The following is a 14,036-nucleotide window of genomic DNA, read 5'->3' as shown; positions in this document are numbered from 1 at the left end:
GCGGCCCACATAATTGTTGCAGACAGTTTGTGGCGTAGCCGACCGGTATGGTGGCCTGATCGCCGCAAAATCATGGTATTTTGTGTCACAATCTCCGCTTGGCATATCACAATCTCCGCCTGATATGCCACAATATCTGTCGGTGTGTGAGGAGGTCACACGACGCTTGCTGGCGATTTGTGTTGTCGAAGGTCGATGGATTTATATAGAACTGCAAACCATCATCGGATGAGGCGATTCTTCATGGCACAACGACAGCAACCGATGGTAATTCTCTCGGAGGACAACGAACGAACGCAGGGCGAGGACGCCCAGGATTCCAACATCCGGGCCGGCAAGGCCGTCGCCAACTCGGTGCGGACGACGCTTGGCCCGAAAGGGATGGACAAGATGCTCGTCGGCTCCTCGGGCGATGTGACGATCACCAACGACGGGGCGACCATCCTCAACACGATGGATATCGAGCACCCCGCCGCCCAGATGCTCGTCGAGGTCGCCGAAACGCAAGAAATTGAGGTCGGCGACGGGACGACGACCGCGGCCGTGCTCGCGGGCGAACTGCTCGCCGAGGCCGAGGAACTGCTCGACTCCGATCTTCACCCCACCGTCATCGTCGAGGGCTACCACGAGGCCGCCGAACTCGCCCACGAGGCGATCGACGACCAGACGCTCGATGTCGATCTCAACGACGACACGCTGGAAGCGGTCGCCCGCTCCAGTATGACCGGCAAGGGCACCGGCGACGTGACCGTCGAGGCCCTGGCCGAACCGGTCGTCAGCGCGGTACAGCAGGTCGCCACCGACGCCGGTGTCGACCGCGAGGATATCCACATCCACACCCATCCGGGCGCGTCGACGAGCGCGACCGAACTGATCGAGGGTGTCGTCATCGACGAAACACCGCTCGACGACACAGCTCCGAGCCAGCTGTCGGATGCGACGACGGCGATCCTCGATACGGATCTGGAGTTCGACACCGGCGAGGCTGACGCCGAGTACAACATCACCGATGTCGATCAGCTCAACGAGGCTATCGCGGCCGAGGAAGAGGAGCTGGAAGGGTACGCCGATGCGATCGCCGACGCCGGCATCGAGCTCCTGTTTGTCACCGGCGACATCGACGACCGCGTCGCCAGCCGCCTCGCAACCGAGGGGATCGTCGCCTTCGAGGATATCGGCTCCTCGGATGCCGACGCCATCGCGGCGGCAACCGGTGCCCGCCAGCTCGGCACGCTGGAGGATATCGAAGCGTCCGATCTCGGCACCACCGCGTCGCTGAGCATCGAGACCTACGGCGAGGACAAGTTCACGTTCGTCGAGGGTGCCGACGCCGCCCACGTCAGCCTCTTCGTCCGCGGCAGCACCGACCACGTTGTCGACGAGCTCGAACGCGCGCTCAACGACGCTCTTGATGTCGTGATCGCCGCCCTCGATGCCGGCGGCGTCGTCGGCGGTGCAGGTGCAGCTGAGATCGCGATCGCCGACTATGTTCGGGGTCACGCCGCCAGCGTCGAAGGCCGCAAACAGCTCGCCATCGAGGCCTTTGCCACCGCTGTCGACGAACTGCCGCGCACGCTCGCCGAAAACACCGGGATGGATCCGATCGACGCGCTGGTCGATCTCCGCGCCCGCCACGACGCCCAAGGCCGAGCCGGCCTTGTTTCGACCGGCCGCTCCGGCAAAGTTGGCGACCCGGTCGAGGAGGACATCCTCGACCCCGCCGCTGTCAAACACGAGGCTGTCGACTCGGCGACCGAGGCCGCGACGATGATCCTCCGCATCGACGACGTGATCAGCTCCGACAACTAACGCCGCTCGCTGGCTGCTCACCACGATCGCCGCTCGGTGGCTATCTCCCAGCGTTCGCCGCTCGCTGTCGGCCTGACAGCGGTTCCCCTGATTCTGTGTTTTTTCGCTTGCACACGTTTAAGTGAACACGCTGGCCTTTGTTTGGCATACGCGGTTCGGTTTGATTGGCCCACGTGCGAGCATCAAACCACAGCTTATCAGACAATGACAGAGGACGAATCTTCCGCCACCGACTACGAGATCGAGCCGATCAACACCGGGATCGCCGAGCTCGACGAGCTTCTCCACGGCGGCTACATCCGGGGCCGAACCTATCTCGTCCAAGGCGTTTCTGGAACCGGGAAATCGCTGCTCGGCCAGCACTTTCTCGAAGCCGGTATCGAAAACGGTGAGACAGTTGTCTACATCCACGGCGAGGAGTCGGAGGCCGACATCGCGCTCAACGCCGCCCAGCTATCGATCGACATCAGCGACGCCGAGTTTCTCGATATCGGCCCCGGCACCGACTTTTTCGCCGAGGATATCTCCTATGATCTCGTCGAGACCGCCGAGGTCGAATCCGAACGGTTCACGAAGGATATCAAGGAGGTCATCGACTCGGTCGATCCCGACCGGTTGTTGATCGATCCGATCACCCAGCTACAGTACGTCGAACGCGACGAGTACCAGTACCGCAAACGCCTCCAGTCGCTGATCCGGTTTCTCCGGGATCGGCGGGTGACGACCGTCACCACGCGGACAGTCAGCCGCGGGGTGCCACACGGCAGCAGCTACGACGATTTCGAATCGCTCAGCGACGGCGTTGTCAACCTCTCTCTGGACGAGAGCGAACGCCGCATCGCCGTCCCGAAACACCGCGGGCTGGGACAGGTCGACGGCACTCACGGCCTTGAGATCCGCGACAACGGCATCGAGATCTACCCACAGATCATCCCCGAACACGACGACCGAACCTTCGATCCGGCGTTGCTCACGACCGGCCACGAAGCGTTGGACACGCTGTTGGGCGGCGGGATCGAACGCGGCTCGGTGTCGTTTATCGCCGGGCCAACGGGGATCGGCAAATCGACGACCGGCGCGCAGATCCTTTCGGGGATCGCCGCCGACGGTGGGACAGCTCTCGGCTATCTTTTCGAGGAGTCGATCGATCAGTTCACCTACCGGTGTGAGAACCTCGGGATCCCGGTCTCGGAGCTCCGGGAGACGGGACAGCTCAAACTCACCGAGATCGAGCCGCTGGTGCGGTCGGCCGAGGAGTTCGGCCAATACGTCGTCAATGAGGTCGAAACCCACGATCCGGCCGCCGTCTTCATCGACGGGCTTGCAGGCTACAAGCTCTCCTTGCAGGGCGACGACCAGCGACTTGTCCGCCGGCTCCACGGGCTCACTCGGCTGCTGAAAAACCGCAATGTGGCGACGATCATCACCGACGAATCAAACGCACTGACCGGCTTTCCGGAGGCGACAAGCACGAACACCAGCTACATCGCCGACAACATCATCTTTCTCTCATACGTCGAGGTCGACGGCGAGCTTCAGCGGGCGATCGGCGTGCTGAAAAAACGGCTGGGCGATTTCGACAGCCGGTTCCATCGGTTTGCGATCGTCAGCGACGAGGGCCTTCAGGTCAAAGGCCCCTTCCAGAACGTCCACGGGATCATGCAGGGCACCGGCCACCGAGCGGAGTGACACCGCGATGGTCGACAGTCCCTCCGACACGGTCGATCGGCTCCAACTCATCGTCACCAACGAGGCCGACCGCGAGGCGATCCGGGCGATGCTCAGCGACCGGTACGAGGTCATCGTCGCCGACGAACTGCAGGCCGTCGACTGCTATCTCATCGATGACCGCAGCTTTCCGGCCTACCGCGAGGCGATCGAACGACGGAAGGCCGAACTCGATCCAACGTTTCAGCCGGTGTTGTTGCTTCGGCGCGACCGGCCCGCTGAGACACCCCCACAGTTGGGTGTCGACACCGATGACGACCTCTCGCTGATCGATGAGGTTGTCACCGCCCCGATCGATCGGGCGACGCTATACCGGCGGCTGGAGAATCTGCTGGTTCGGCGGCGGCAGTCCGCCGAGCTCGCCCAGCGGTACGCCGACATCCAGACCCGGTTCGAGCGGCTCTTTGAGGCGACCAACGACGCGACCTTCGTTCTTGATGCGGAGTCGCTGCTCATCACCGCCTGCAACCCCGCCGCCAGCGACCTGCTTGGCTACTCACGGGCGACGATCCTCGAAACGGAGCCAGCCGAACTGTTTGCGCCCGACCAGCCCGACGAGCTTGCGGCGTTTTTCGAGGATCTCATCGCGGCTGGCAACGCCTGGACGGACGAGCTCACCTGCGAAACGAAAGCCGGCGAGCAGCGGGCGATCGAGATCTCGGCGACGACCTTCGAGACGAGCACCGACACATCGATCCTGCTGTCGATCCGGGATATCACCGAGCGGAAAGCCTACCGGGAGGAGCTAGAGCTCAAAACACAGGCGATCGATGGCGCGCCGATCGGCATTACGATCAGCGATCCGAGCCAGCCGGACAACCCGATGGTGTATGTCAACGACGGCTATACGGAACTCACCGGCTACCCCAAATCCGAGGCCACCGGTCGGAACTGTCGGTATCTCCAAGGCCCGGGCACCCGTGAGGAGCCGGTCGCTGCGATGCGGGAAGCGATCGACAACGAGGAGCCCGTCAGCGTCGAGCTGCGGAACTACCGGAAGGACGGAACGGCGTTTTGGAACCGGGTGACGATCGCGCCCGTCCGCGACGACGACGGCGCGGTTGTCAACTTCATCGGCTTCCAGGAGGATGTGACCGAGCGCAAGGAGCGCGAACAGGATCTCCAGCTGTTCCGTCGCGCTGTCGAAAACGTCGGCAACGCGGTCGTGATCACCGACCGGGCGGGCGAGATCAAATACGTTAACCCCGCCTTCGAACGACAGACGGGCTACAGCCGCGAGGCGGTTCTCGAAGAAAACCCCAATATCCTGGCCTCCGGGCGACAGCCGGAGGCGTTCTACGAGGAGCTCTGGGAGACGATCCTTGCCGGCGAAACGTGGGAAGCGGAGCTGGTCAACCAACGCAAATCCGGTGAGCTCTACCACGTCGAACAGGAGATCTCACCGATCGAAAACAGCGTCGGCGATATCACCCACTTTGTCGCTATCGAGGCCGATGTAACCGAGCGCCAACTCCGGGAAGAACAGCTGTCGGTGCTCAACCGCATCCTCCGGCACAACCTCCGCAACGGGATCAATGTCATCGAGGGGAACGCGACGCTGCTGGGCGAGCAGCTCGACGACGAGGAGGTGTTGTGGTTCGTTGAGGCGATCGAACAGCGGGCGACGGAGCTGGCCGCGCTGAGCGAGAAGGCCGCAACGGTGCGCTCGCTGTTCGAACAGGAGCCGCCGGCCGACGCCCGGTATCCGGTTGCTGATCTCCTTGCGGCGGTGACCGCGGAGTTCGAGGAAGCCCATCCCGAGGCGACAATCACAACGACGCTCGACCAGCCGCTGGCGGTGCGGGCCGACAGTCGCCTCCGGATCGCGCTCAAAGAGCTGTTGACGACGACGCTCGGCTACAACGACACCGCTGAACCGACGTTTACGATCACGGCCGCGCCGGCCGGCAACGGCCACAGCGAGGAGTGGGTCGAGATCACCGTCACCGACAACGGCCTCGGGATCCCGGAACACGAGTGGGAGGCGATCGAACACGGCGAGGAAACCAAGCTCCAACACGGCAGCGGCCTTGGGCTGTGGCTCGTCCACTGGACGGTCTCGCTGCTCGGCGGTGAGGTACGGATCGACGGATCCGAGACTGGAACCCGGATGGTGTTGACGCTGCCGCGGGTGCCGATGGACGCTTAGAAGCTCTCAGGAGTCGACGACAGCGAGAGCCGAACAGAATCACCGACAGCGAGCCCAAACGCCTCGTCGCCGCGCCCCTGATTTACGTCGCATTCGACGTAGCCGTGACTCCCGACGGTGAGCAGCCGCTCACCGCGATCGACGCCGGCGAACGTCTCGACGACCGGCACGCTTGCGTCGTTGACGATTGCGGTTTCGACGCCGTCGAGTTCCTCGCCCGGGATGTTCGTGATAACGTTGCCGAAGTCGTCGACGACGAGCACCTCGCCGTGGATCACTCCGTCGTCGACAGCCGGGGTTGGAAACGCGATGTCGACACAGGAACCGAGATCGATCCGGCTGAGGAGATCGATCTCGGCCATGTCGTTGACGCCGGCGGCATGAATCTCGGCGGCCGCGGGCGCGAAGACATCCCGTCCGTGGAATGTCGTCGACGCCGGGTCGTCGATGGTGATCTCGAAGGCAGCAACTATCGGCGCGTCGGTGTGTTCTGCACAGAGTCGTCGCACGACCGGCCGCGCCAGCCCGTTGTCGGGGGCGACGATCGCGTGGTCGCCGACGCGGACGGCGATCGCCCGGCGATCGGTGCCGACGCCGGGGTCGACAACCGCGAGATGGACGGCCGGCGGAAACCACGGGATCGTCTCCCGGAGCCAGAAGGCCGCCGCGCGGGGATCCTGGCGCGGCAGGTCGTGAGCGATATCGATCAGTTGGGCATCCGTGCGAGACAGAATGACGCCTTTCATCGCCGCCGGGTAGGGGCTGCCAAAATCAGAGGCAAGCGTGAGCATGGTCGTCAGCTGTTGGCGGTGTCCGCGCCGTCGCTGTCGCTGACCTGTTGGATGCGGTCGACGCCGTTGCACTCCTCGATGACGGCTGCCGCCGGATCGGGCACCAACGACCCCCACTCCTCGCCGTCGGCCATGCGCTCTCGGAGCTCCGACCCCTCTAGGATCTCTCGGCGGAACATCGGTGACTGTCGCACCTCGACGCCGGCTTCCTCGAAGAGCCGGATCACCAGCGGGTTGTTCGAGAAGGCGACATCGAAGGCCGGCGACATGCTCTGGACGTGGCTGACCCACACCGAGTTGCGGTCGAGATCCTCGATGGGGACGACGTAGGTCGGCAGATCAAACTCGGCGACGGATTTGGTGACCATCATCACGCGCTCGCCGGCGGTAAACGGGTTGCGTGGGGTGTGGGAGTCGCCGGCCGAGCCGATGCCCAACACCAGTTCGTCGACCTGTTCGGCGATCTCCTCGACCATGTGGTGGTGGCCCTCGTGGTAGGGCTGGAACCGGCCGATATAGAATCCCCGCATACCGAACGTTACCGGATCGCCCTTTATAAGTACGGCGAGTCAACGGCGCGACCGAGGATAATCGATACAGCACCGCTACCGCCGAAATTAGCGATATTGGCGACTTTTCACAAGGGGAGAAAGTATATCAGTCGGCGCGCCGTTCCTCTTCGTAGCGAACCCGTTCTATGAGCAACCACACGGACACAGACGACGGGCCTCCCGATACGGAGGCCGAGGAGACGGCCTCGGAGCCCGGGCACTCCGAGGAGGTCGCCGAAAACGGCCAGCCGGACGCCGACGAGGAGGCGTCTCACAGCGACGAGACGGCCGGCGAGCCGGAGGATGTGGCCGGCGACCAACCACACGACGAGCACGGCGATCAGCCGGCTGCCGGCGACGAGCCGGACGACGAGATGTGGCCGCCAACGGGGCCGAGCCACGACGAGTCGACGATCGCCGACGAGGACGCCTTCGATTCAAACCCCGACCACGATCGCACCCGTGGCAACGAGCCGAGCGACACCGAGGGGACAGCCGGGACGATCGAGGAGCTCGGCAGCGAGGTGGAGGTCAGCGCGCCCGTCGCTGACGACCCCGACGAGGACGACCTGCTTGGTGGGTTGTTGATCGACAGCACCGAGGACGTGGAGATCCCCGACCGGCTCGTCGATCAGGTCATCGGCCAGGAACACGCCCGCGATGTGATCATCAAGGCCGCCCGCCAGCGGCGACACGTTATGATGATCGGCTCGCCAGGGACTGGCAAATCGATGCTGGCGAAGGCGATGACCGAGCTCCTCCCCAAAGAGGAGCTCCAAGATGTGCTGATCTACCACAACCCCGACGACGGCAACAAGCCGAAGGTGCGGACGGTGCCGGCCGGCAAGGGTGAACAGATCGTCGACGCCCACAAGGAGGAGGCCCGCAAGCGCGATCAGATGCGCACCTTCCTGATGTGGATCATCATCGCCGTCGTGTTGGGGTACGCCCTCATCATCGCCGGCCAGATCCTGCTTGGGATCTTGGCGGCTGGGATCGTCTATCTCGCCTTCCGCTACGCGTCGCGTGGCGGCGATGCGATGATCCCGAACCTGCTGGTCAACAACGCCGACACCACGAGCGCGCCGTTCAAGGACGCCACCGGTGCCCACGCCGGCGCGTTGCTCGGTGACGTGCGCCACGACCCCTTCCAGTCCGGTGGGATGGAGACGCCCAGCCACGACCGCGTTGAGGCCGGGGCGATCCACAAAGCCAACAAGGGCGTGCTGTTCGTCGACGAGATCAACACCCTCGACGTTCGCTCCCAGCAGAAGCTGATGACCGCGATCCAGGAGGGTGAGTTCTCGATCACCGGCCAGAGCGAACGCTCCTCGGGGGCGATGGTGCAAACCGAGCCGGTGCCGACGGACTTCATCATGATCGCCGCCGGCAACCTCGACGCCATGGAGAACATGCACCCCGCGCTCCGTTCCCGGATCAAGGGATACGGCTACGAGGTTTACATGGACGACACCATCGACGACACCCTGGAGATGCGCCAGAAGTACGTTCGATTCGTGGCTCAGGAGGTCGCCAACGACGGTCGGTTGCCGCCGTTTGACGCCGAGGCGATCGAGGAGGTCGTCCTTGAGGCACGACGACGCGCCGGCCGGAAGGGCCAGCTTACGCTGCACTTCCGGGATCTCGGCGGGCTTGTCCGCGTCGCCGGCGATATCGCCCGCGCCGAGGACGCCGAGTACACGACCCGCGATCACGTCCTGCAAGCCAAGGAACGCTCCCGGTCGATCGAACAGCAGCTCGCCGATGAGTTCATCGAGAAACGGAAGGACTACGAGCTGCAGGTCTCCGATGGCTACGAGGTCGGCCGCGTCAACGGCCTTGCGGTGATGGGTGAGGACTCCGGGATCATGCTGCCTGTGATGGCTGAGATTACGCCAACCCAAAGCGGCGGTCAGGTGATCGCCACCGGCCAGCTTCAGGAGATGGCTGAGGAGTCGGTGCAAAATGTCTCGGCAATTATCAAAAAGTTCTCCGACGAGAACATCGCCGAGAAGGATATCCACATCCAGTTTGTCCAGACCGGCCAGCAGGGTGTCGACGGCGACAGCGCGTCGATCACGGTTGCCACCGCGGTCATCTCCGCGCTCGAAGGCGTCGGCGTCAGCCAGGATCTGGCGATGACCGGCTCGCTGTCGGTTCGCGGCGACGTGCTCCCGGTCGGTGGGGTGACCCACAAGATCGAGGCCGCCGCCAAGGCCGGCTGCAAGCGCGTCATCATCCCGAAGGCCAACGAACAGGATGTGATGATCGAAGACGAGTACAAGGATATGGTCGAGATCATTCCTGTCAGCCACATCAGCGAAGTGCTCGATGTCGCCCTGGAAGGCGAAGCCGAGACCGACTCGCTTGTCGCCCGGCTGAAAAACATCACCGGCTCCGCGCTGCAGGACGGCAGCGTCGCCGGCCCATCCAGCCCCAGCCCACAGTAAGAGAACTGCCGGGAACGGGGGTTTCAAGACGCTGTTTTTCGAGGCTCGTGTATGGACGTCGAGATCGACATTGAGCCCGATGATCTTCCGTTGGTGGCTGCGACCGTCGCCATCGCCTTTGGGAGTCTGTTTGTCATCGTCGGCGACGCCGAGGGCCACCTCCTGTCGATCCTCTCGTTGGTCGGCGGAACCGTCGCCTTCGTGTGGTTCGCGCTCCAACGGATCGAGCCGGTCGAACCCCGGACGGCGATCCCGGTCTCGGCGATGGTGCTGGGCAGTGTTCTCGTCGGCTTCGACGTGCCGAACCTTTTCGAGTTTGATGGGCCGCTGGGGGCAGCCCTCTTCGTGTTCGGCGCGATCCGGCTGCTGAGCTACGTTGACGAGTAGATTGTGGAAGGTGTTTCCTAATCTGGGGCACTGTCTAGTTCAGTGAATCTGAGCAACGAGCAGTCCACAGTGGCTGGCGATCATGATACTCGCAGACCTGCTCAGGGAGACGATAGACTTAGCAGAGCAAGAGGTTTGGGAGAATGAGCGTACCCCGACACCCGTGCGGGTGTTCGGGGTGCGATTTCACTCGATGGGATTGTCTCTTCGGGAGATCGTCGCTGTCTTGGATGTACTCAGGATCGATCGCTCCCGTGGAGCTGTGTGGAACTGGACGCATGATCTCGCCGAAACACAATCAGACCCGCCGACGGTGGCCGCTGGCTGAACCGGTTCAAATACCATTACAATCGACAGCGACCCAATCAAGCCCTCGATGGACAAACACCTGCTGAGGAGGTACTCAACTAGATAGTGCCGTACAGTCGATATCGTATTTACGATGAGATACCGAGTTTCAAAGCCAAGCGACGACACACATTGAAATCACACTAATCAACCAGAATACAAGTTCCACCGGAACGGCTCTTTGTTATAGTCCTAGTACCAACCGTATCGAACCACACAGGTAACATGAGAGAATCAAACGTTTGATTTTATTGACGTTCTCTCCTCCCTGAAAGGCAGATTTTAGTCTTGAAACTTCCATCACGAAGGTTCCCGAAGATCCGTCCGGTAATCAACTGAGTTTGTAGATACGACGGTGAGTGCCTACGATAACCTCGAAGATTCCAATGGAAATTACCAACGCTAGAATCAATACGACAAATCCGACCCACCCCATATTCATTGTTCCCCAGGGGTCAGTTGTTATCGAGAACACTGCACTGATGAAGTTATCCGCAAACAAGTATCCGATAGCCCCACCGGTGGTCGCCATCCCAATGTGGGCTGCTTTTGATTTCAGCCATGACTGTGATATAGAATCTGGAGTAGGGGGTTTCTCACCGGTATTTACCTCTTGATCCCAGATCTGTTCCGCTGGGTCAGATCCTCGGGTAAAACTACGCCACCCAACATCATCACGGTCAGCCTCAGCAGTAGACTGAGTTTGACGTGTCTGAGTACTCTGGGTGTGCTGTGTTCCAGTATCGTGGGATCTCCCACCTAAGGTGCCATTATCATATTTTTCCCGTTTCTGGGGATCACTGAGAATGTCGTTTGCTTCCTGTACCTGCATGAACAACTGCGCCGCATTGGGATGATCGGACTGATCTGGGTGTGTCTCTTTTACTTTTTCACGGTATGCTTTTTTTATTTCTTTTTGAGAAGCATCCTCAGATACTTCCAAAATATCATAGTACGTACTCATTGTGCGAACACCCGTGCATGTCTGGCCTCATGGCAGCTACGGCACAGTGTGCGCAGGTTCAGGCCCTGATCATGCCCACCAACACTGCGTGGCTTTGCATGATCGACGTGGAGTTCGGCATCCCCGTTTGGTCCACCCCCAACTCCACAGTTGCGGCACCGGTAGCCATCCCGCTCGCGCACTATACTGGCTCTTCGTCCCCAATCGTCGGGTAAGGGCCGTGTTTCCTGTGAGAAACTCTCTGATGTGGGTGTTCGACCGGGAAGGAATCGGAGCACCTGAACAGCTGTAGGCCACATCGATGATCGAAGGTAGAGTGTTCGCTGCTTCGTATTTTTGAAAAACTTTACTTTCGATATTTCCTCCATCATCACCGCGATCCTGCCTTCCGGGGTCAGATGGTCATATTTCCAGGCCCAACGGAAGAGATTCACCCAAAATATGATTCCAATGGAAAGAAACAGGATCACTCGCCAAAACCACGTAAATCCAACCATCGCAGGTTTGCTTAATCCCGTTTTGCGCGGGGTGGGCGCTAAATCCGACTCAAGTGGTCTGCTTGCCATATCTCCACCATCTAATACTTTGATCGCCGCTTCTACAGTTTCAATATCAATCGCACAATCATCCAACAGACTTTCCGCATTATCCCTGCTGGTGAACTGATCAAGACATTGTTGGATCTTCACTCTGGGTGTAACTAAATCAGGACGTAAGAGAGCGATCCGTGAGATGATACCTACCGCCACTGCTTGCTCTTTTTCAACTTCACCATCAGTGCTGATTTTATAGAGCAACTCTGTTGTACTCCCCAGCTGGTGTGGATACCATACAGCCAGGTTGTACGTCGCTGTCAGGGCTGCTCCACGGACACGCAAATCGACGTCATCTAATCGTGAAATAATGACAGAAAGCAGATTTTGTATCTGAAGTGGGTGGTCTCCAGATAGTTTGATACAGATATCTAAGGCGGTGTATCTCACATGATCATCCTCGTCAAGAATCCATGAATCCAATTCATCCAGATATTGCAACCCTACAGATGAGTCTTCTTCGACCATTCTCTGTACATCCTCGACTTTCGTTCGAAGGTTTTCTGATTTGCTAATAAATCAGCTAATAGCACATTTTAATAAAAAATTTTGGGTAGGCATATGATCTCTAGTAATAAGATTACGGCTATGTGCACTTACCCAACAAACTCCGCGAAGAGGACGTGAGACCGCTGATCAAATATCGTGAGTTTCGGCCTATCGACTACGCTCATAAGGCGCGGATCGATGTGCCCCGATACCATCAACGAGCGATGTGTAAAACCGGTTTTTCGACGATCAGGCGCACGCTCGGCGATACCGTGCGTTCGCGAACTTTGTACAGTGAATTCCGTGAACTCGTCCTGATGTGTGTCGTTCACAATATCAAGTAGTCACTGAACCCGTGAAATCAAGCTACGTCTGGCGATTCACCATAGCTGGTGAGGGCCATCGTCGAATTGTCCCCGTGTCGCTGGCCTAGGTGTCATTATTCCTCAAGATCTCGGAGCGTCGCAGCAACATCGGGCGGTGTCGCTCCCTGTGCGTCACGAACGCGGTGATCCGGGATCAACAGTGGCATCGGATTTGCTCGCAGTGCGTCCCGAACAGTCGCCTGATCCTCCTCGCTGTCCTCGTCCATCCCGGCCAGGCGGGCCAGCCGCGAGATGGTCACCGTGTTGCCGGCCGAGACGTTTTGCAGGGCCGACAGTACCTGGCGGTGGTCGGTCGGCACGGTGAGTGCGATCTCCACCTCGGTGAGCGCGAGGCGATCGCCGTCGAGGTAGTCGTCGATCAGCGTGAACACCTCATGCTCGGTTGCGGCGTCGGCAGGAACCGCATCAGGGAACGAGACATCGATCACCTGGCCGCTGGCGATCCCAAGCTGGATGACGGTACCGAGCTCGTCGAACCGGCGGGCGTAGATTCCGGGCGTCATTACCCGGAGTCAGTCGCTGCCGCCTCTCAACAGTTCCGGCTCACGACGCAAGCCTTATGTACAGATACGTACATCGATGTACATAGATGAACGAACCAACAAGGGAGGTGGCCCCGGAAGTGCAGTCGATCCTCGATGCGGCGGCCGACCGCCCGGGCGGCGACGAGCGGCTGTCGGTGACGCCGCGGTCGTTGTCGGCGGCGTTTACCGCGGCCGAACGCGACGGGCGCGTCCCGGTGATCGCGGAGGTAAAACCGACGAGTCCGACGACCGACGGCGAACACGACGCCGACCCGGTTGCCGCGGCGAAAGCGATGGTTGACGGCGGCGCGGCCGCGCTGTCGGTACTGACCGAACCGGAACATTTCGGCGGCTCGATCGAGAATCTTCGGCGCGTCCGCGAGGCGGTCGACGTGCCGGTGTTGCGCAAAGATTTCATTCTGCGTGAGGCCCAACTCGACACCGCCGACAGCGACGTGATCTTGCTGATCGCCCGATTCCTCGGCGACGACCTCGAACCGATGCTTGCGGCCGCCCGCGACCGCGGCTTTCAGGTGCTCGTCGAGGTACACACGAAAGATGAACTCGACGCTGCGATCGACGCCGGTGCCGAGGTGATCGGCGTCAACAACCGCGATCTCGCCAAGCTGGACGTCGATCTGGCGACGTTTGAACAACTGGCTCCGGACGCCCCCGACGACGTGACGTTGATCGCCGAAAGCGGCGTTGCGACGGTCGATGACGTGCGCCGGATGCGGGAGGCCGGTGCGGACGGCCTGCTGATCGGCTCGGCGATCATGGACGGCGACCCACAGACAAACACCGAGCGGCTGACCGGGGCCGAATAATGGAGCTGACAAACGAGGGTTACATGACCATGCCACACGA

General features: G+C 60.9%; 11 protein-coding genes and 2 pseudogenes. 8 read left to right on the top strand and 5 right to left on the bottom strand.

All coding sequences use genetic code 11. From position 1 onward, the window contains the following. Positions 1 to 243 precede the first annotated feature (243 nt). The 3 genes from thsA to EWF95_RS01705 all read left to right on the top strand — a co-directional run bounded on the left by thsA (position 244) and on the right by EWF95_RS01705 (position 5,686). Positions 244 to 1,809, top strand: a complete 1,566-nt coding sequence (thsA, locus tag EWF95_RS01715) for a thermosome subunit alpha (protein WP_142442271.1) — start codon at positions 244 to 246, stop codon at positions 1,807 to 1,809. A gap of 204 nt (positions 1,810 to 2,013) precedes the next feature. Continuing rightward, positions 2,014 to 3,498, top strand: coding sequence for an ATPase domain-containing protein (locus tag EWF95_RS01710; RefSeq protein WP_142442270.1), 1,485 nt, complete (start codon positions 2,014 to 2,016; stop codon positions 3,496 to 3,498). A 7-nt stretch (positions 3,499 to 3,505) separates the two neighbouring features. After that, a complete protein-coding gene (locus tag EWF95_RS01705) occupies positions 3,506 to 5,686 on the top strand; it encodes a PAS domain S-box protein (RefSeq protein WP_142442268.1) in 2,181 nt (726 codons plus the stop codon). On the opposite strand, the gene EWF95_RS01700 is transcribed toward EWF95_RS01705, so the two are convergent. Continuing rightward, positions 5,683 to 6,477: an SAM hydrolase/SAM-dependent halogenase family protein gene (locus EWF95_RS01700; RefSeq protein WP_142442266.1), complete on the bottom strand. Its 795-nt coding sequence runs from the start codon at positions 6,475 to 6,477 to the stop codon at positions 5,683 to 5,685. The genes EWF95_RS01705 and EWF95_RS01700 overlap by 4 nt on opposite strands. A 5-nt stretch (positions 6,478 to 6,482) precedes the next feature. Further along, positions 6,483 to 7,007: a nicotinamide-nucleotide adenylyltransferase gene (locus tag EWF95_RS01695; RefSeq protein ID WP_142442264.1), complete on the bottom strand. Its 525-nt coding sequence runs from the start codon at positions 7,005 to 7,007 to the stop codon at positions 6,483 to 6,485. Between the two features lie 167 nt (positions 7,008 to 7,174). Here EWF95_RS01695 and lonB point away from each other — a divergent pair, with 167 nt between their 5' ends. The 3 genes and pseudogenes from lonB to EWF95_RS01680 all read left to right on the top strand — a co-directional run. Beyond that, positions 7,175 to 9,478, top strand: coding sequence for an ATP-dependent protease LonB (gene lonB, locus EWF95_RS01690; RefSeq protein ID WP_142442262.1), 2,304 nt, complete (start codon positions 7,175 to 7,177; stop codon positions 9,476 to 9,478). Positions 9,479 to 9,529: 51 nt separating this feature from the next. Then, positions 9,530 to 9,865: a hypothetical protein gene (locus EWF95_RS01685; RefSeq protein WP_142442261.1), complete on the top strand. Its 336-nt coding sequence runs from the start codon at positions 9,530 to 9,532 to the stop codon at positions 9,863 to 9,865. Positions 9,866 to 9,947: 82 nt separating this feature from the next. Beyond that, a pseudogene (locus EWF95_RS01680) lies at positions 9,948 to 10,178 on the top strand (IS6 family transposase); the annotation flags it as partial. Positions 10,179 to 10,544: 366 nt separating this feature from the next. On the opposite strand, the gene EWF95_RS01675 reads toward EWF95_RS01680, so the two are convergent. Together EWF95_RS01675 and EWF95_RS13755 are read right to left on the bottom strand one after the other, a co-directional pair. Beyond that, positions 10,545 to 11,177 carry a J domain-containing protein gene (locus EWF95_RS01675; protein WP_142442259.1) on the bottom strand — a complete coding sequence of 211 codons (633 nt, stop codon included), beginning with the start codon at positions 11,175 to 11,177 and terminating at the stop codon, positions 10,545 to 10,547. After that, complete coding sequence (locus tag EWF95_RS13755; protein WP_142442257.1) at positions 11,174 to 12,238, bottom strand: HNH endonuclease; 1,065 nt, start codon at positions 12,236 to 12,238, stop codon at positions 11,174 to 11,176. Before EWF95_RS13755 ends, EWF95_RS01675 begins: the two co-directional genes overlap by 4 nt. 128 nt (positions 12,239 to 12,366) lie before the next feature. On the opposite strand from EWF95_RS13755, the pseudogene EWF95_RS01665 reads away from it, so the two are divergent. Continuing rightward, a pseudogene (locus EWF95_RS01665) lies at positions 12,367 to 12,603 on the top strand (IS5/IS1182 family transposase); the annotation flags it as partial. Positions 12,604 to 12,698: 95 nt separating this feature from the next. On the opposite strand, the gene EWF95_RS01660 reads toward EWF95_RS01665, so the two are convergent. Then, entirely contained in the window at positions 12,699 to 13,148 is a 450-nt protein-coding gene (locus EWF95_RS01660) for an MGMT family protein (RefSeq protein ID WP_142442256.1), read from the bottom strand. A gap of 86 nt (positions 13,149 to 13,234) precedes the next feature. Between EWF95_RS01660 and trpC the strand changes: the two genes are divergently transcribed. Beyond that, on the top strand, positions 13,235 to 13,996 hold the full coding sequence (gene trpC, locus EWF95_RS01655) for an indole-3-glycerol phosphate synthase (RefSeq protein WP_142442255.1): 762 nt from the start codon (positions 13,235 to 13,237) through the stop codon (positions 13,994 to 13,996). Positions 13,997 to 14,036 lie beyond the last annotated feature (40 nt).

The sequence above is a fragment of the Halonotius roseus genome (assembly GCF_006861655.1).
Classification (GTDB): domain Archaea; phylum Halobacteriota; class Halobacteria; order Halobacteriales; family Haloferacaceae; genus Halonotius; species Halonotius roseus.
This window is presented reverse-complemented; position numbering and strand designations above follow the sequence as displayed.

Coding starts and splice junctions, on each gene's coding strand:
- lonB (WP_142442262.1), top strand. CDS start 7,175: ATGAGCAACCACACGGACACAGACGACGGGCCTCCCGATACGGAGGCC.
- EWF95_RS01710 (WP_142442270.1), top strand. CDS start 2,014: ATGACAGAGGACGAATCTTCCGCCACCGACTACGAGATCGAGCCGATC.
- EWF95_RS01675 (WP_142442259.1), bottom strand. CDS start 11,177: ATGAGTACGTACTATGATATTTTGGAAGTATCTGAGGATGCTTCTCAA.
- thsA (WP_142442271.1), top strand. CDS start 244: ATGGCACAACGACAGCAACCGATGGTAATTCTCTCGGAGGACAACGAA.
- EWF95_RS13755 (WP_142442257.1), bottom strand. CDS start 12,238: ATGGTCGAAGAAGACTCATCTGTAGGGTTGCAATATCTGGATGAATTG.
- EWF95_RS01660 (WP_142442256.1), bottom strand. CDS start 13,148: ATGACGCCCGGAATCTACGCCCGCCGGTTCGACGAGCTCGGTACCGTC.
- trpC (WP_142442255.1), top strand. CDS start 13,235: ATGAACGAACCAACAAGGGAGGTGGCCCCGGAAGTGCAGTCGATCCTC.
- EWF95_RS01705 (WP_142442268.1), top strand. CDS start 3,506: ATGGTCGACAGTCCCTCCGACACGGTCGATCGGCTCCAACTCATCGTC.
- EWF95_RS01695 (WP_142442264.1), bottom strand. CDS start 7,007: ATGCGGGGATTCTATATCGGCCGGTTCCAGCCCTACCACGAGGGCCAC.
- EWF95_RS01700 (WP_142442266.1), bottom strand. CDS start 6,477: ATGCTCACGCTTGCCTCTGATTTTGGCAGCCCCTACCCGGCGGCGATG.
- EWF95_RS01685 (WP_142442261.1), top strand. CDS start 9,530: ATGGACGTCGAGATCGACATTGAGCCCGATGATCTTCCGTTGGTGGCT.